The following is a 17,428-nucleotide window of genomic DNA, read 5'->3' on the forward strand; positions in this document are numbered from 1 at the left end:
GTTGGCATGGTAAATCTTATACGACGATATGCATTAAGCGGTCTTGTTGTCGGCATGTTTGGTTGTTCGTCGTTTGACTACCCAGAACACGGAAAAGGTGGCTTGGCGGAAAGCTATCAAGATATCTCGATCGAGAATTATCAGTTTTCCCCAGTGATGCCTGACGAGCCTTTAGGTCCAGAACATGGGTTAAGGTTTGATTGGCAACTGACCAAGTTACATCTAGACGCACTAATCCAAGAGGGCGCGCGCTGGTGTTTTCCTGCGGCAGTTGTTCAGGCCCTTGAAAAACAAAATAGAATTGCGCGCGAGTTAGAAGGTGGGCTTTTACTCGACGCTGCCAACGACCTTGTGATTCAGCGTCGACGCTTAAACCAGCTCGAACAACAACTCGACTACGTACTGAGCCAAACCACTTGCACACCGCCCGATGATATTGAAGCACTACGTAGCGACCTAAACATAGTCGCGGATATCTATGCACTACTTAATATCGACAACCAGTTTGCTGTCGATTCAGCAGAAATCAACCCGAAGTACATGGGACATTTGGCAGAAGCTGCCTACATTTTACGTGACCACCCCAACCTATCTCTTGTAGTAACGGGGCATGCGGATGCAACTGGAACACCCGATTACAACCAGAAACTTGCTCAAGCGCGTGCGGAACAAGTAAAGCGTTACCTAACCGTATTTGGTATCACTTCAGAGAGAGTCACTACCAAATCTGTTGGAGATAACCTGCCACTCTATGAAGGTGAAACATCCGCCGTGCGTTTAACTAATCGTCGAGTAAGCATCGAGGTTATTAGCCCTAATTCAGATAGCGATACCTCAATAAACCGCAACCCAACGGCAGGAGGCGCGCTATGAACACGATGAAACCATTTATCCTCTTAATGTTGTTGTGTTTGGTCGCGTGGGTACCTTCTTCCATAGCGGATGAGAGCAATACTGTTAAGGTCGGTGATTTAATACAGATTAACTTACCTGGAGAGGCGTCGTTAAACCAAGGGTTTCAGGTTGATCGTCGTGGACGAATTAATTTACCAGAAGTCGGCCCTGTATTAGTGGCCGGCTACAATGAAAAACAACTCCAAGACGTGATTATCGACAGGCTAAAGACCGTGTATCGTGACGTTAACAACGCTCGAGTTTTTATTAAACAGCAACAGTTGTTAGTGTCCGTTCAAGGCTACGTGGTCAAACCCGGTGAATATACCTTACCTTCTGGGTCCAACATTCAAATGTTTGTGTACGAAGCTGGCGGCCTGCGCGCTGGGGCTCAGCTTGATAAAATGATCGTGAAACGTGGAAATAAAAACATTGAATTTGACTACAAACGCTTCCTTGATACGGGTGACAATAGCCAACTGCCAAAACTAGAATCACTGGATGTCTTATTTGTCCCCGCTTCCCCACTCGTAGGGAATATTGAGCAAGAGTTTGATGCAGCAAAACTCGCGAATTCAGGTGACAGCGCAGATTCCGCTCGTGCAATCAAAGTCTTTGGTGAAGTCAACGCACCTGGCTCGTTCTCATACAAGCCAAACACCACGCTAGTTGATGTCGTAATGCGAGCTGGCGGCGTGACACGATATGCCAGTGTTGAGCAAATTCGCGTGATAACAAACAATAACCCAACCATGTTTAACCTGAAAAAGTACCTTGATACTGGAGACCAAAGCCTACTGCCAGAGATCCTGCCAGGTGCCACCATCTTTGTCCCAAAACAGGAAGAAGAAATCAAAGCAGGTGCAAATGTGGTTTACGTGATGGGTGAAGTCGCCCATCCTGGGGCATACGAAGGCAAGCAAGGCGCTAGCTTCATGGATATCCTCGCCAACGCTGGCGGGCCCACTCGCTACGCAGAATCTCGCCAAATTCGCGTTATAAAAGCCGATGGCAAAGTCATCAAATTCGATCTTACCGCGCATACAGAAGGACTATCTTCAGCCAGACCACCAAATGTTGGACCAGGAGACGCGATTTTCGTACCGGAGAAAACCGATTTCAATGAGAAGTCTTGGTTAAAAGTAGCACCTAGTCGAGCGGTCGCAGTGATGGGAGAAGTTGTTCGCCCTGGACGCATCGAGTGGTCAGACGAAATGGATTTGATTGATCTGCTTGCACACGTTGGAGGCCCAACTCGACGAGCTGATACCACCAAAATTGAAGTCGCCAATAACGGTCAAATGACACAATTTGACTTAGACCAATACATTCTGGATGGCTCACCAACATCAAGCCTACCTCAAGTTTCCGCTGGTACAGTCGTAAGGGTACATGCATTGCCTGACGACCCATCCGATAATAAATCGCAATGGGTAAGCCAAAGCTCTGACGCATCGATATACGTTTTCGGGCAAATCAATGCACCTGGGCGCTATCGTTTCACCGAAGATATGCATTTTCTGGATATTTTGTCTGCCGCCGATGGACCGACAATGGATGCAGATATTCACAACATTCGTGTCACACACCGAGGCCTAGGTTATGCCAAAGTGAGTAAATTGAATTTATCGATGTACTTTGAAACAGGCGATGAGTCAATTCTGCCCCACGTTCGTCCTGGTGATACCATTTACATTCCAGAAAAAAACAAAAACTGGTTAGATCGTTCAAAAGAATCCACGGTACGCGTATTAGGTGAAGTAAGAGACCCAGGGCGGTACGTATTCAATGACAACATGACTGTGCTTGATCTCTTAGCGGAAGCAGGAGGACCAACTGATAATGCCTACCTTGAAAAGATCAGTGTGGTCAATATGTCTTGCTGCCAGGGCCAAGCCCGAACATTTGATTTGGTGAACTTTAGTAAAACAGCCAACATTTATGAGCTGCCAGTCATTCGCGCAGGCGACACGATTTACATTCCCCATAAAGACGAAAGCTTTGTTGAAAAAGCTAGGGCCGGATTAAGAGATATTTTACAAATCACCACAACCATCGTGTTAATAGGAGCGTTGTAATGACTATTCCTGCAACTCACGCTGAGATTGAACAAATTTATCTTCAGAGTGAACAGAAAGGCCACAAAACGATTTGTGTTGTGGGTTGTAAATCTGAAGATGGTGTCACTTCCGTGGCGTCATCTCTTGCAGAGCGCTTGGTTTTAGCAGGCCACAATACTTTGTATGTAGACCTTAACTTATTCAAACCCGCTTATCACACTGTTCACGAATTTGATGATGACGAGAAGGTTGGCCATTTGATCACACGAGAGAATACACATCAAACTTTAGTCGGCCTCCCTGCTCCATCTCTCACCAGCACTCAGTTAGCGTACCGAGACCCAACAATGCTGAAACGAAACATTGCACAATGGTTAACGCAGTACGAGCGCGTCGTGATAGATACATCACCACTTCTCAGTGTCAACCGAAGCAATATTGCGCCTCAAGTGATTGCTGGCGTATGTGATGCTACTTTGTTAGTAGCGCATTATGGTTCTACGACTGCAACCCAGCTCGAGCAAGCCAAAAAGCTACTCGATGCTAGCGATGCGAACTTGATTGGTTCTGTCTTGAACATGAAGCATACACCAAGCCTGAAAGATGAGTTAATCCGCCAAGTTTCCAAGCTGCGTTTCTTACCAAAAAAGTGGAAAGAAAAACTGTCTCAGCAAATTAAAAAAAGCGAACTGTTTATGTTATAGGGAGCGCTATTATGACGATAAATAATACATTGACTATCGAGCAAGAATTAGTGGATGAGCATATTCTTCAGCAAATGATCAAAGATACGTGCGCCGAAATCATCCCTACCTTGATTGATCACTATGTCGAAGAGTCACGCGATCGCATGGAGAAAATAGAGCAAGCATTAAGCACAAAAGACCTTCAAACATTAGAGTTCGAGGTTCACACACTGGGCAGTTCTGCTCTCGCTTTAGGCAATCGAACGCTTTCAAGACAAGCAAGAATGATTGAGAAGTACTGTGTCGAAGGAAAAATACCAAAAGCATTGGAGCTTTGTGAAACACTTCCGCAACTCGCCAATGAATCGTTTGATGCGTTAGAAAAGCGAAAAGCTCAAGGGTTTGAGTAGTATCAGTGTCTTACTCCCTAGCGAAGCATCGCGTTTGATAAAGCGCGATGCCGACATCATCTCAGAAATTTAGGCTCCAAATTCAATCACCCTCGCCAAGCCACACACCTTGAAATTATTTGGGCATAACTTAATCAATTAAAAAGTATGGATTTTTCGCAAATTTCCTACCTTGTGCTAATACTTAAATAACGCTTTTCTCAAATTGAGAATTTTCAGCACTAGAGAGCAATAAACCACTCATAACGCCAAATAGTAGTGCTGACAAAAATCATAAAAAATGAAACAAACTACGTTGGGATGGGACTATGAGACCAAGGGTGTTACTGGTAGAGGACTCTACTTCACTAGCCATACTTTATAAGCAGTATGTGAAAGACGAACCTTATGACATTTTTCATGTCGAGACAGGTCGCGAAGCGATTCAATTTATTGAAAGAAGCAAACCTCAACTCATCATTCTCGATTTGAAACTGCCCGACATGTCTGGCGAAGACGTGCTGGATTGGATCAACCAGAATGACATTCCTACGTCCGTTATTATTGCTACGGCGCACGGCAGCGTCGACTTAGCCGTTAATCTAATTCAAAAAGGTGCGGAAGATTTCTTAGAAAAGCCCATAAACGCTGATCGCCTAAAAACGTCAGTTGCATTGCACCTTAAACGCGCCAAATTGGAAGATTTGGTGGAAAATATTCAGTCCAAGTTTGATCGCCACAACTATCACGGATTCATCGGTTCAAGCCTCCCGATGCAGGCGGTATACAAGACCATTGATGCTGTTGCGCCAACTTCTGCCAGTGTGTTTATTGTGGGAGAAAGCGGCACAGGTAAAGAAGTTTGTGCTGAAGCCGTCCACCGCCAGAGTGACCGTAAAGACAAGCCTTTTATTGCAATTAACTGTGGGGCTATTCCACGAGATTTGATGGAAAGTGAGATTTTTGGTCACGTTAAAGGGGCCTTTACTGGAGCAACAACAGATCGAAAAGGTGCGGCGACGCTGGCACATGGTGGCACGCTTTTTCTTGATGAGCTGTGTGAAATGGAACTTGAGATGCAAAAGAAGTTGCTCCGCTTTCTACAAACGGGCACTTACACCCCTCTTGGTGGCACTCGAGAAATGAAAGTGGATGTGAGAATCATTTGTGCCACTAACCGAGATCCATTAACAGAAGTAGAAGAAGGTCGTTTTCGTGAAGACTTATACTACCGTGTGCACGTTATACCTATCGATATGCCCCCATTACGTGAACGAGGAAGTGACATCGTCACGCTTGCCAAGCACTTCTTGACCACTTACGCCAAACAGGACAAAAAGAAATTCTCAACAATCGACAGTGAAGCTCAACATATCATCAAGCATTACGAATGGCCGGGTAATGTAAGGCAACTACAAAACATCATACGTAACATTGTGGTGCTTAATAACGACGAAAAAGTCACGGTGAGCCACCTACCCGCTCAACTTACTAAAAAGTCTAAAGTGACGAAAACAACGACGCCTGCGCATGTTGCTCAAGAGTCAACAAACATTGCACCAATCACACCACCACCTGTTTATACTGAGGAACTTTCACCTTCTGCGGTCGAACCGTCGATTACCGCAGCGGAGCTGCCTGGTACACCGTCCTCTGCTGCTACCTCACCGTACTTTAACGCTGATGGAACCATTCGTCCTATGTGGCAAGTAGAGCGTGAAGCAATTCAAAACGCAATCGCGTACTGTGATGGCAACGTCCTCAACGCCGCTGTCATGCTGGAGTTAAGCCCATCTACGGTTTACCGAAAAAAACAAGCGTGGGAAGCGGATGAAATTAATCTCGAACAATCTTGATAAACCTGCCATTGGTGAAATTTGGATCTTGCTTGATAGCCGTCTATTCGGCGGCATTGAAAGTCACGTTATCGAGCTAGCTCGGGGATTAATCGCCTTTGGAAACAAAGCTCGAGTTGTGCTAACCACTGAGTATTCGCCAGCCGCTCAGATTGTACAGAAGGCAAAAGAAGCCGCGATCCCTGTGAGTTACTTAAACTATTTGTCTGGCGAGCCCAATAAAGCTTTAAAAATTAAGCACCTAACAAGCGCCGTCGCCAATCACCAACCCTCAGTGGTTCACTCCCATGGTTATAAAGCGTCGATTTTGTCGCGCTGCGCCAAACTGCTCACCCGAACGTTTCCTCGTTTGATTTCAACTTATCATGCTGGTGAATCGTCCTCAGGGAAGCTATGGCTATACGATTGGCTTGATAGAAGCTCAGGCAGCCTATCTGACCATTGCTTTGCTGTCAGTCCAAGTATTCAGCGCAAAGTTTTTTGTTCTTCAGAACTGCTGAATAACTTTGTTTCGATTCCCAACAGTCAACTCAACTATCAGGAAATCGCTTTTGTCGGCCGATTGAGTCAGGAAAAAGGCGCCGATCAATTTATTGAGGTAGCGAGGGTCTGTCCAACATTACAGTTTAGTGTGTACGGTGATGGCCCAGAAAAAGAGTCGCTTAATCAAACTGCCCCTTCAAATGTGACTTTCTTCGGCCATCAAACCGATATGGAAGGTGTTTGGGAAAATATCAGCGTACTTATTATCTCTTCTCGTTATGAGGGTCTTCCAATGGCGGCGCTTGAAGCCATGTCGAGAGGCATTGCCGTGATGAGCTTACGTGTAGGTCGTCTTCCAGATATTATCCAAACGGGTAAAAATGGTTTTATCGTCGAAGACATTCCCTCTCTTGCTAAATGTCTTCATGACTGGATGTCGATTGGTGAAGCGCAACAATCACTCATTCGCCAGAATGCTCGACAAACCATCATTGATGATTTCTCAGCGCAAAGTGTGATTCCCGTATTGCTACAAAAATATCAAATTGAAACGGATCACTAATCCATATTGGTTCTCAATATGAGAATGATGAGTTCCAAACATAAATATCATATAAGATTCAATCATATAAACTAATGGCATATTTTGGCATCTCTATTGCAGCTCAGCAGTTAACGCAGATTAATGATGAGACAGAGGTGACTTATGACTACGCCAAAACGCATTCTATATGTTCATTATGGTGATAATTGGATTCGCGGCAGTGAAGTGGTGCTTCTGGATCTCATTTCAGGAATCGACCGCAATAAGTTTGAGCCATTCGTATGGTCAAACTGCCAACCATTAATCGATAAGTGCCAATCGCTCGGAATTGAAGCGGAACATTCAGCCTTCAATTTGGTGGGTGGTTGGAGCGCTCCACGCTGGGATATTAGCGGGTGGAATAGCCTTATCAAACAAGGCTCAGCTTTGATCGAAAAGCACAGCATCGACTTGGTACACGTCAATAGCGGCGGCCCTTGTCAATGGATGTGTTTGGCTGCTCGCATGAATCATATACCACTTGTCACGCAACTTCATTGCCATTATACATTGCGCGATCGCTTCTCTCTCGGACTTCACCTCTCTCCAAAATTGATTTGCGTTAGCAAAGATGTTGGACGCGAAATTCTTCAGGACGGCTACCCGCAAAACCAACTTCATGTCGTACACAACGGCGTGTCACTTCAAGGCGTGGATACACCCATCGACATTAAAGATCGCCTCGGAATCCCATCACAGGCCTTTACCTTTCTGTCGGTGGGTTCGCTGATTAAGCGCAAAGGGTTCGACCGCCTTATTCGCGCAATGCGCATGCACAACTACCACCACCACAACCCTCACCTTGTTATTGTTGGTGACGGCGAAGAAAGAGAAGCATTGCAACAGCTTGCCGCGGATCTTGGTATCCAAGAACGAGTGCACTTTGTCGGGGAGCAACACAATGCCGGAGCGTGGATGTGTGGTAATGCAGACGCTTTTATTAGCGGCGCCTATGAAGAGGCCTTTGGTCTCGTGCTCGGGGAAGCGGCTTTAGCTCAACTGCCTATCGTGGCTCCTAAAACGGGAGGCATTCCTGAGTTGTTCGAGCATAATCACTCTGCATTGCTGTACCAGAACAGTGGAATGGCGAGCCTGTTAAACGCGATTCAACAAGTCATGCAAGACGCGGCATTAAGAAACAAGCTGGCGGAAAACGCTTACCTACATGCTAGCCAGCACTTAACGACGACTGCATCTATCAACGCTATTGAACGTATTTACGAAGGTGAACTTAATAACAACGCCATTACACCAATGCCAATGACTCACTGCATGAAGCCTCTTTCACGCTGGTTGAGCATCAATTGAGGAGCCCGGTCATGAAACGTGTATTGATGTTCGACGCCATCCCAATGCAAGGTGGATCCAAAATCGCGAATGCAGAGCTCCTTAAGCAGTGCGATAAGCTGAACGTGATTGGTTATCTACTCACTACAAATCCAGAGCATTGGGCGTCACTGCTTAGTGGTACACCGCATGTGCAAGTTATAAAAATAAAACCGTCACCATTTAACTCGACTCATGGCCTGACCTACTGGTTGATGAACGCTTACTACTTTCTCCAACTTCTCTACGCGTGCATGAAGCTTCCAAAGATAGATAGCTTTTTGGGCCTATCTTGCCCAAGTAATGATATGCCTTTGTACTTACTACGATTAATTAGCAAAAAGCCTGTGGTACAGATGGTTCATGGCCCTATTGGACGATCGAGATCTGCTGGCTACTGCTTAGTAAAAGCATCGGCAATTTACTACTTGGCAAACACCCGCGAATCAATGGTAGAAGCATTACAGGCCTACCTCAAAACAGAGAAGCCAGCCACCGAACGCTATTGGTGTGGTTTGAATACATCTACGTTTGTTAATGGATTATCGAAAGATCGCTGGCCAAAACAAGCGAATCCGATTTCAAGCCGCGTTTTCTGGGCAGCTAGCTTACTAAAATGGAAGAACATCGATCTTTTGCTTGATGCTTTAACACTTGATGAGTCGAAAAAGATCAAATCCACCGTGTGTTACATCAAACCTAACGTGGCAGGTGTGGAATATTCAACACCGGACTTCAACACACAAGGTGTTGAATGGCATGAGTGCCCAAACAACTTAGATGAATTGCGTTCACAGTGTGGTGTGTTTGTTTCCACCAGTATCAACGAACCTTTTGGGTTATCTATTTTGGAGGCTCTCGCTGCAGGTATGTGTGTCGTCATTCCACACGATGATAGTTATTGGGACCGCGTGTTAACTCACGGCCGAAATTGTATTAAATACACGCCTAACAATGTGGCTTCGTTACACAACGCAATTCGCCTTTTGAATGAATCGCCGTGGATGAAAGTAACGATGGGTATCGAAGCACTCAATGTTTCTCAACTATACACAGCCGAACGTTGTTATTTGCCAATCGCCCAGCACCTTGCTGCCGAAATTGCTACCAACAATGATTGCACACTCAAGACACCGCGAGACATCAAAGGATATGACCATGTCTAAAGCAATGACCAACATGACGCTATTTGCTATCGCCTTAGTGATCAATAAAAGCATCAGCCTAATCATGCTGCCTGTATTGCCCCACTTTCTCTCACCAGAACAAATGGGCAAGCTTGAGCTTCTAACAACCTTTGGTGTTGTTACGACCTTGTTTGTCAGTTTCGCTTTGCATGAAGCGCTTTATCGATTCGTCGGCGTTGAAAAGGATAAAAATACGCGCACAAGCCTACTAAACCAGCTGTACTCACTTGCTTTACTCATCGCTAGCGTCGTCGCTCTTAGCTTGCTCACTATCATTTTAATCGCCCCCATTCCCGCGCCTTTTACGCGAGTCGAATTTGCTATTGTTATGTTTGCCATCGTTCTAGAAGGCAGTATTGCAATCGGCACTGCCTGGTTAAGAACACAAGACGACAAAGCAAGAACACTGCTTAACGTCATGGTCACTACCACCATTTTTCAGGTCATTTTTATCGTCGCGGCGCTGTCTGTTCATCCCCATGTTATTTCTGTTTTGTGGGGGGGCTTGTTGGCTGCTATTACTCAATTTGTTTGGCTGCACATCGCTAACCATTACAACGTCACTCTTCCTAAGCTGACATTGGCAAAACAATACCTAAACTACTGCCTACCAATGATGATGGCCGGTTTAGTAGCATTTTGTCTCAATGGCGCTGAGCGCTGGTTCATTGGTGCCAACACTTCTCTTGCGACGTTAGGGATTTACGCGATAGCGGTAAAATTTGCAGTGGGCATGTGTATTTTAGTGCAGCCGTTTGGCATGTGGTGGATGCCACGTCGATTTAACTACTTAGAAGGGCGCAAGAACACTGAAGCAGTGCGCATCAAACACTTAGGTATGATTTACATTACAGGTTTGAGTGTAGTGGTTGGCACATTAGCAATGGTGATGATCACCCACTTACTGCCAGAAACCTATCATGAGGCGGTACTATTCAGCTTATTCTTGCTACCTATCGCCATGTTAAAAGAATGGAGCGAGCTGATTAACATCTCCATTTTGTACAAGCGTCGTACTCGCTGGCTACTGGGTATAAATGTCGTCTCTGCGTGCGTTGCGATTGCTTTGCTGTTTGGCTTATCTTCTCTGGGTATTTATGGTGTGTTCATTGCGCTTTATTACGCACAACTGTGTAAGCTGGGCCTGACTTATGTAGTAGGCCAACAATGTATGACGTTGCCTTTTCACCTAAGTCTGATGGTTTTATTACAGATTATATCCGGTGTGGCACTGTTCCTGCTTCACTCTTCACAATCAATAGGCATCGCCATCGCAATTTGCATTTTGACATGCAGTTTGCTGGCAGGGATAGCCACTCGCTACATGAGTAAAGAGACGCTCAATGCTCTCACTCGATACATAGTGAAACGGCGTGGACAGGTGAAGAGATACTCGTTATGAATGAAACCAAGGTGAGAACAAAACAGTCCATCGCAGCACTGACGATCACTGTCTGTATCGGCCTGCTTTGGATTGTTATGCCTCATCCCATTTTGATTGTTGCGTTGTGTTTCGCACCACTCGCGTTACTGTTTGTTCTCAATCAAACGTTTTGGCTTGTCACACTGTTCGTTATTTTTTCATTCTTTCGTATTCACGAAGCCTTTCCTGTTATCTATAACTTCAAGATCCCATTACTGTTATCACTGGGGGCACTCGCCGCACTCGCTTTTCACCTTCTTATAAGCCGCCAGATTACAGCTTTTTGGCACCCTTCATTAAAGTGGCTGTGTATATTTTGGGGTCTGGTGATCATCGGAATAATATTCGCTTCCAGTCGTGATATCGCAATAACGGTGTTCAAAAATACCTATTGGAAAATCATCATTATGACGTTGGCCATCACCTGGCTTATTACTAAACCTTCACAGCTCGCTCAGATGTCAAAAGCAATTATTTTCGCCGGATTATTGATTGGCTTAGTGGCATTACAAAACGCTGCGAATGGCATTGATTTAGTCGAAGGAACGCGCGTGTCAATAGGACGATCCATAGGTTCAGTACTTGGCGATCCTAACGATTTGGCACTAGTGCTGATGTTTCCCCTTGCCTTTACCGTTAGTCAATTGATGGAGAAGCATTCCCCCAAGCATCTCAGGCTCTTTGCCCTTATCACCTGTTTGGTTTTGTTCTTTGCGATCATTGAGACTCAGAGCCGCGGTGGGTTACTCGGTTCACTGTCTGTATTTGCCTACTTTGCTTTTAAACACATCAAAAGCAAAACATTAGTCTTGGTACTAGGCGCCGTAGCAGCCATCGTACTCTACGCATTCGCTGGTATTTCAGGACGAGAATCGGGGGGAGCCGCTGAGGATGGTATAGATGCCTCTGCGATGGGGCGACTTTATGCGTGGGAAGCGGCATTTAAAATGGCGCTGCATCACCCGTTGACTGGCGTAGGTCTAGATAACTTTTACTTTAATTACTATTTCTACAGCCCACACTGGGATGGTATCAACCACGCGGTCCATAGTACTTGGTTTGGCGTGTTGGCAGAAACGGGTTTTGTCGGACTCGCGGTGTTCATTACTTTAATTGTGTCATTGATCCGCACCTCTTTGCATTCCATCTCATTGTTGACACCAAAATCAGATTACACCCTCTCTGTAGGAGCAAACGCCGTGTTAAGTGGGCTTATCGGTACCATCGTATCAGGTACGTTTCTGACTCAAGGTTTCACTTGGCCAATTTACATTCTAGCGGCATTAACAGTTGTCGTTAGCCGTATTGTTCAAAGTGACTGTCAAAATGAGAAATCCTAGTTTCAAACATAAACAAAACCCATAACTCACTGTTTTAAAATGGCTAATTCCTTGGCACGCATTGTGATTACTCACTTAATTAGTAATCAAATAACCAAGACTCAAGGAGAGCCACATGACGGACATCGTAGTATTTGGAGAAGATTTTGGAGGGTTACCCTCTTCCACTCAGCATATTGTCAAGCGACTAGCAGCGAACCATCGAATCCTTTGGGTGAACTCCATTGGCCTTCGTCAACCTAAGCTGGATTCTAAAGACATACAACGTGCGTTAAACAAACTCACTCGTGTATTTCATAACGTAGGCTCACACAAGCCAACATTGGACTCTGAAACAAACCCAAACATTCACATCATCAACTTGCTCACCATTCCTGCCCCTAGTTCTGCATTAGCAAGAAAAGTGGCCGCTAAGATGATGAAACACCAACTCAACAAACAATTACAAGCTCTTGGTTTTGATAAGCCTGTATTTTGGACGTCGCTCCCGACTGCTGCCGATCTTTGTGCAGAAATGAACCCACGTGGACTGATTTACTATTGTGGCGATGACTTTAGCGCTTTAGCTGGTGTTGACCACGACACGGTAGCTAAGCACGAACGTACTCTTGTTAATGCGGCCAGCGTTATCTTTACGGCAAGCGAAACGCTCTCCACCAAATTTCCATCACATAAAACCGTCACTTTGCCTCATGGTGTCGACGTTAGTCTGTTTTCTGAGCCAGCGCCGAAGGCCAAAGACTTGCCTGACAACGGCCGCAAAGTGCTGGGCTTTTATGGCAGTTTGTCTGAATGGTTAGATTACGACTTAATTGCCCAAGTCGCAGACCAAGCACCTGACTGGGATCTGGTTTTCATCGGCCCCAACGAACTCAGTGACAATCCGCTACCTCAAAGAAGTAACGTTTACTATCTCGGCCCAAGAGCTCATCACACTTTGCCAAGCTACTCTCAACACTGGGACGCAAGCTGGTTGCCCTTTGTTAATAACGCTCAAATCAAAGCGTGTAACCCCCTCAAGCTTCTTGAGTATTTGGCAACGGGAACCCCCGTTATTAGCACGTCGTTTCCTGCATTAATGCCGTACAAGCATATGCTCCACATAGTTCAAAATGTCGAAGATGTATGCGCCAGTCTCGATCACCTGATCCCACCCCCGGCAAACTCAAAGCAATATGTTCAACAGCAAAGCTGGGAAGCAAGAGCCAACCAAGTTGAGAAATTAGTGAGGACGCTATGAACGATTTGAGAGAGAACCTTAGTGTATTACTACATGGCGCTTGGCGACGTCGTTACATGATCGTTATCCCTATGCTTGTCTTGCCTGTGCTGGGTTTCATCGTAAGTAAACTGGTTCCGACGACTTATGTTGCTCATACCAGCATGCTTATTCAAGAGACAGCGAAAATGAACCCGTTCCTTCAAGACCTTGCCGTCTCAACAATGCTTAAAGACCGATTGAGCGCACTCAGTACTCTGCTAAAAAGCCGACACGTTTTGTATTCTGTCGCAAAAGAACAATCGCTGATCAATGACGAGATGAGTGCAAAAGAGCAAGAGTTCATCATAAAAGATCTTGCGTCGCGCCTGTCTGTTCAGCCACTCGGTAAAGACTTCATTCAAATTCAATTGCAAAGTGGTAAATCAGAAGGAATGGAGTCGATGCTGCTCTCTGTCAGAGAGCATTTTGTCGAACAGCTTTTGGCTCCTGAGCGTTCTTCGATTAAAGATTCGAGTCATTTTTTGACTATCCATATCAACAAACGCAGGGAAGAACTAGACAAGGCTGAACAAGCTTTTGCAGAGTATAAAAATACTTACTCAGACGCGACGCCCGAAATGCAAGCTCAAAGCCTTACTCGCCTTGCTAGCCTCAAACAAACGCTAGCCGAAAAGGAGGCGGAGCTTGCTGGTGTTTCACGAAGTCTAGGCAGTTTGGATCAACAACTATCCAAAACGAACCCGGTTATCGGTAAACTGGAAGAGCAAATCATCGACATTCGTAGTGAACTTACCCTGCTTCGCGCTAAATACACAGAGGCGCATAGTTTGGTGCAAGGTAAGTTGCGAGAATTAAACCGGTTGGAGCAGGAACGCTCGGTACTCTTGAACTCTAAACAACCAGAACTAAACAGTGCTCAACTATGGGATATCGCGAGCAATACCACAGTAAACAGTCTTGGCGAAGCACAGCCTCTACTTGTCTCCCAACTACATCAATTACAAATGATGCGCGGACGTTTTGAAGCACTTACGGAAGAAACCAACAGCTTGCGAGACATGATCCAAGAATTAGAGCGAAATGCGCACCAATTTGGGAGCACAGCAACAGAAATCAACCGCTTAGCTCGTGACGTCGCAGTGAAGAGAGAAATGTATGATGAACTCGTCGAACGCTATGAGATGGCCCAACTAACGGGTTCTTTGGGAGAGTTTGAAGAGAATAAGCGCGTAAAAATCATTGATGAACCGTTCACGCCAACGATTCCAACTAACTTACCTAGTTTTGTATTTGTCATTTTAGGATTTATTGGTGGCGCTGGTTTAGGCATTGGATTAGCGACGATACTAGAGTTAGCCGATAACTCTATCCGCTCTAAAAGAGCATTAGAAAAACACCTTGGTGTTCCTGTCATCACCACTTTACCTAACGTAGTGTACGGAAACTAAGCGCCATAAGAACTCATTTACAAGCACTCGGTCGGCGAGTGCTTTTCTTTTACTACTGCCTTATACAGCCTCATAGCATGCCCACTAATATGAATCTCAAATTGAGAATAAACATAAAGTCTCACAAACATCAATATTAACCTATTGTTTTTAAATGATTAATTTTTTGGCACGCAGTCTGCAATTCCTAAATAAACAAAGAACTCAACGAGGGTTTGAAAATGGAATTCAGACAAAAACACAATAACACTAAGCACAGCAAAAAAGTGATATTACACGTCGTGCAACACTTAGCTCCTGGTGGTTTAGAAACGCTCGTACTAGAAATGCTTCGTTTTGCGCAGCCAAACCATTCCGTTTTTGTCGTGAGCTTAGAAGGAAGCAAAGAACATGCACTACAAGGTTGGCAAAAACTATTGCCCTACCAAGGCCAACTGCACTTTCTTAATAAGAAACCTGGATTCAGCGGAAAAACCATCAGTACGCTAACTTCCATGCTCAAAGGACTTAAGCCTGATGTGGTCCACACTCACCATATCGGCCCACTTCTGTACGGTGGTATTGCTGCACGTTTAGCGCACGTACCTGTAGTGATTCATACCGAGCACGACGCATGGCACCTTAATAACAAAAAATCAGCTCAACTACAGTCCCTTTTGCTAACGATGATTCGCCCGCAAGTGGTTGCCGATGCTAACTTTGTCGCCCATCAAATACAGACTAAGTTAAAGTATCGCAAAGTTTGTACTATCCATAACGGGATTGACTGTCAGAAGTTTAAAAGCGGTGACCAAACGGCAACAAGACACTTGTTTGAACTTCCAACCGACAAAATCGTGATTGGCGTTGCCGGGCGTCTAGAAGCAGTTAAAGGCCATAAAGTGCTTATCGAAGCCTTCTCTCATCTTACGCCAAACACACACCTAGCAATCGCAGGTGATGGTTCTCAGCGAACTCAATTGGAAGCACAAGTTAGAACGTTAAAACTTGAAGATCGAGTAACCTTTTTAGGCTTGGTGGACGATATGCCCAGCTTTTACCAAAGCCTAGACTTGTTTTGCTTACCATCACTTCAAGAGGGCTTTCCTCTCTCAACCCTCGAGGCTCAAGCATGTGACATTCCTTGCGTCGCAACGGATGTTGGCGGCGTGAAAGAGACGCTCTGTCCGAACAACAGCACACTGGTTGAAGCAAATCGCGTGTTTTCGTTGGCAGAAGCGTTATCACAACAACTGGAATCATCACACCGTTCTCCTCGAACTTTTATTCTCAAACACTTTGATATCAGAGACATGGTGAGTCGCTACTCACGTTTGGCCAAGGAGGCTAGCTATGAATGATTTACTTTGGATTATAGGGTTTGGTTTATCCGCATTTTTGATTGTCTATCATCACGTTGGGTACCCACTGCTCCTTAAATGGCTTCCTTTAAAACGGCAAGCCGAAACCAAAGCACCATTTGTAGAGCGAGCTTACAAAGCCTCCAAAACAGATAACCAGCTACCCTCTATTACTGTCATCGTGCCCACCTACAATGAAGAACAATGGATAGCAGAGAAGATCCGTAACCTTGCGAGCCTAGATTACCCGAGGGATAAATTAAGAGTAGTGATCGCATGTGATGGCTGCACAGATAACACAGCCGAGATTGCTCAAGCGACAATTCAAGAAGCAATCTGCTCTGATACTCTGTTCATTATTAATGATCACCAAGTCAATCGCGGTAAAGTTGCCCTACTCAACGAAGAAATGCGTCATGTTAGCTCGGACATTACCGCACTGAGTGACACGTCGGCATTGATTTCTTGCGATTCTCTGTTGCTAGCTAGTCAGCATTATCAAAATGAGAACGTTGGAGTGGTTAACGCAACATATCAAATAATGAGTACTGATAACCAAGGTGAAGCGGCGTATTGGCGATACCAGTCTCGAGTAAAGCATCAAGAATCCTTGTTAGGTTCAACGATTGGTTCCCACGGTGCATTTTACACTTTCAGAACTCACTTATTTGAACCACTGGAAGTCAGCACCATTAATGACGACTTTATTCTCCCTATGAGAATCGTTTTGCGAGGCTATAGCGCTATTTACGAGCCAAACATGCTGGCTCTTGAACTAGAACAGAGCTCAGACAACGCAGATTTCAAGCGGCGCCTAAGAATTTCAGCGGGTAACATGCAGCAGCTCATGCAATTAAAGCAATTACTGCTACCTCGTTATCGTGGCACTGCCTTTGCATTTCTATCGGGAAAGGTTCTGCGCTTAGCAACACCCTATTTGATGATTGTTTGCTTTATTTGCTCACTACTACTGGCACACAATCCGCTGTTTCAAGTAATGCTGTTCGCTCAAGTTGGCATTTATAGCATCGCGCTTATCACTTACTTGATGCCAGCACTTAACACAATTAAACCTTTTAAGCTGATTAGCTACATCGTCATTGGTCATCTCGCCAACTTTATCGGCGGTATGAAGTATTTACTCGGAATGGAAAATGGACGTTGGAAACGCGTCAACCAATAAGGAAAGCA

14 protein-coding genes are annotated in these 17,428 nt (G+C 45.1%); all 14 read left to right on the forward strand.

What is annotated here, in order from left to right:
* The first annotated feature begins 6 nt into the window (after positions 1–6).
* The 14 genes from R7P69_RS13440 (at position 7) to R7P69_RS13505 (ending at position 17,420) form a co-directional block, all read left to right on the forward strand.
* A complete protein-coding gene (locus R7P69_RS13440) occupies positions 7–873 on the forward strand; it encodes an OmpA family protein (RefSeq protein WP_213885316.1) in 867 nt (288 codons plus the stop codon).
* The gene (locus R7P69_RS13445; RefSeq protein ID WP_213893836.1) at positions 870–2,972 is read left to right on the forward strand and encodes an SLBB domain-containing protein; all 2,103 of its coding nucleotides are present in this window, start codon (positions 870–872) and stop codon (positions 2,970–2,972) included. Before R7P69_RS13440 ends, R7P69_RS13445 begins: the two co-directional genes overlap by 4 nt.
* Positions 2,972–3,658, forward strand: coding sequence for an AAA family ATPase (locus R7P69_RS13450; RefSeq protein ID WP_238952333.1), 687 nt, complete (start codon positions 2,972–2,974; stop codon positions 3,656–3,658). Before R7P69_RS13445 ends, R7P69_RS13450 begins: the two co-directional genes overlap by 1 nt.
* Positions 3,659–3,669: 11 nt before the next feature.
* The gene (locus tag R7P69_RS13455) at positions 3,670–4,050 is read left to right on the forward strand and encodes an Hpt domain-containing protein (RefSeq protein ID WP_005377636.1); all 381 of its coding nucleotides are present in this window, start codon (positions 3,670–3,672) and stop codon (positions 4,048–4,050) included.
* Between the two features lie 308 nt (positions 4,051–4,358).
* A complete protein-coding gene (locus R7P69_RS13460; RefSeq protein WP_065274521.1) occupies positions 4,359–5,885 on the forward strand; it encodes a sigma-54-dependent transcriptional regulator in 1,527 nt (508 codons plus the stop codon).
* Entirely contained in the window at positions 5,860–6,930 is a 1,071-nt protein-coding gene (locus R7P69_RS13465; protein WP_137281981.1) for a glycosyltransferase family 4 protein, read from the forward strand. The genes R7P69_RS13460 and R7P69_RS13465 overlap by 26 nt, the downstream gene beginning before the upstream one ends.
* Positions 6,931–7,074: 144 nt before the next feature.
* The gene (locus R7P69_RS13470; RefSeq protein ID WP_053303085.1) at positions 7,075–8,259 is read left to right on the forward strand and encodes a glycosyltransferase; all 1,185 of its coding nucleotides are present in this window, start codon (positions 7,075–7,077) and stop codon (positions 8,257–8,259) included.
* A gap of 11 nt (positions 8,260–8,270) precedes the next feature.
* Positions 8,271–9,443: a glycosyltransferase gene (locus tag R7P69_RS13475; protein WP_042522932.1), complete on the forward strand. Its 1,173-nt coding sequence runs from the start codon at positions 8,271–8,273 to the stop codon at positions 9,441–9,443.
* A complete protein-coding gene (locus R7P69_RS13480; RefSeq protein ID WP_238952332.1) occupies positions 9,436–10,866 on the forward strand; it encodes a lipopolysaccharide biosynthesis protein in 1,431 nt (476 codons plus the stop codon). Before R7P69_RS13475 ends, R7P69_RS13480 begins: the two co-directional genes overlap by 8 nt.
* Positions 10,863–12,227, forward strand: coding sequence for an O-antigen ligase family protein (locus R7P69_RS13485; protein ID WP_167415198.1), 1,365 nt, complete (start codon positions 10,863–10,865; stop codon positions 12,225–12,227). Before R7P69_RS13480 ends, R7P69_RS13485 begins: the two co-directional genes overlap by 4 nt.
* 115 nt (positions 12,228–12,342) lie before the next feature.
* Complete coding sequence (locus R7P69_RS13490) at positions 12,343–13,467, forward strand: glycosyltransferase (RefSeq protein ID WP_104975301.1); 1,125 nt, start codon at positions 12,343–12,345, stop codon at positions 13,465–13,467.
* A complete protein-coding gene (locus R7P69_RS13495; RefSeq protein WP_005377649.1) occupies positions 13,464–14,897 on the forward strand; it encodes a GumC family protein in 1,434 nt (477 codons plus the stop codon). Before R7P69_RS13490 ends, R7P69_RS13495 begins: the two co-directional genes overlap by 4 nt.
* A 221-nt stretch (positions 14,898–15,118) precedes the next feature.
* On the forward strand, positions 15,119–16,237 hold the full coding sequence (locus tag R7P69_RS13500) for a glycosyltransferase (protein WP_054574133.1): 1,119 nt from the start codon (positions 15,119–15,121) through the stop codon (positions 16,235–16,237).
* Complete coding sequence (locus R7P69_RS13505) at positions 16,230–17,420, forward strand: glycosyltransferase family 2 protein (protein ID WP_238952331.1); 1,191 nt, start codon at positions 16,230–16,232, stop codon at positions 17,418–17,420. The genes R7P69_RS13500 and R7P69_RS13505 overlap by 8 nt, the downstream gene beginning before the upstream one ends.
* Positions 17,421–17,428: the final 8 nt, after the last annotated feature.

This window comes from Vibrio sp. 661, from assembly GCF_033339315.1.
In the GTDB taxonomy this organism is placed as follows: domain Bacteria; phylum Pseudomonadota; class Gammaproteobacteria; order Enterobacterales; family Vibrionaceae; genus Vibrio; species Vibrio alginolyticus.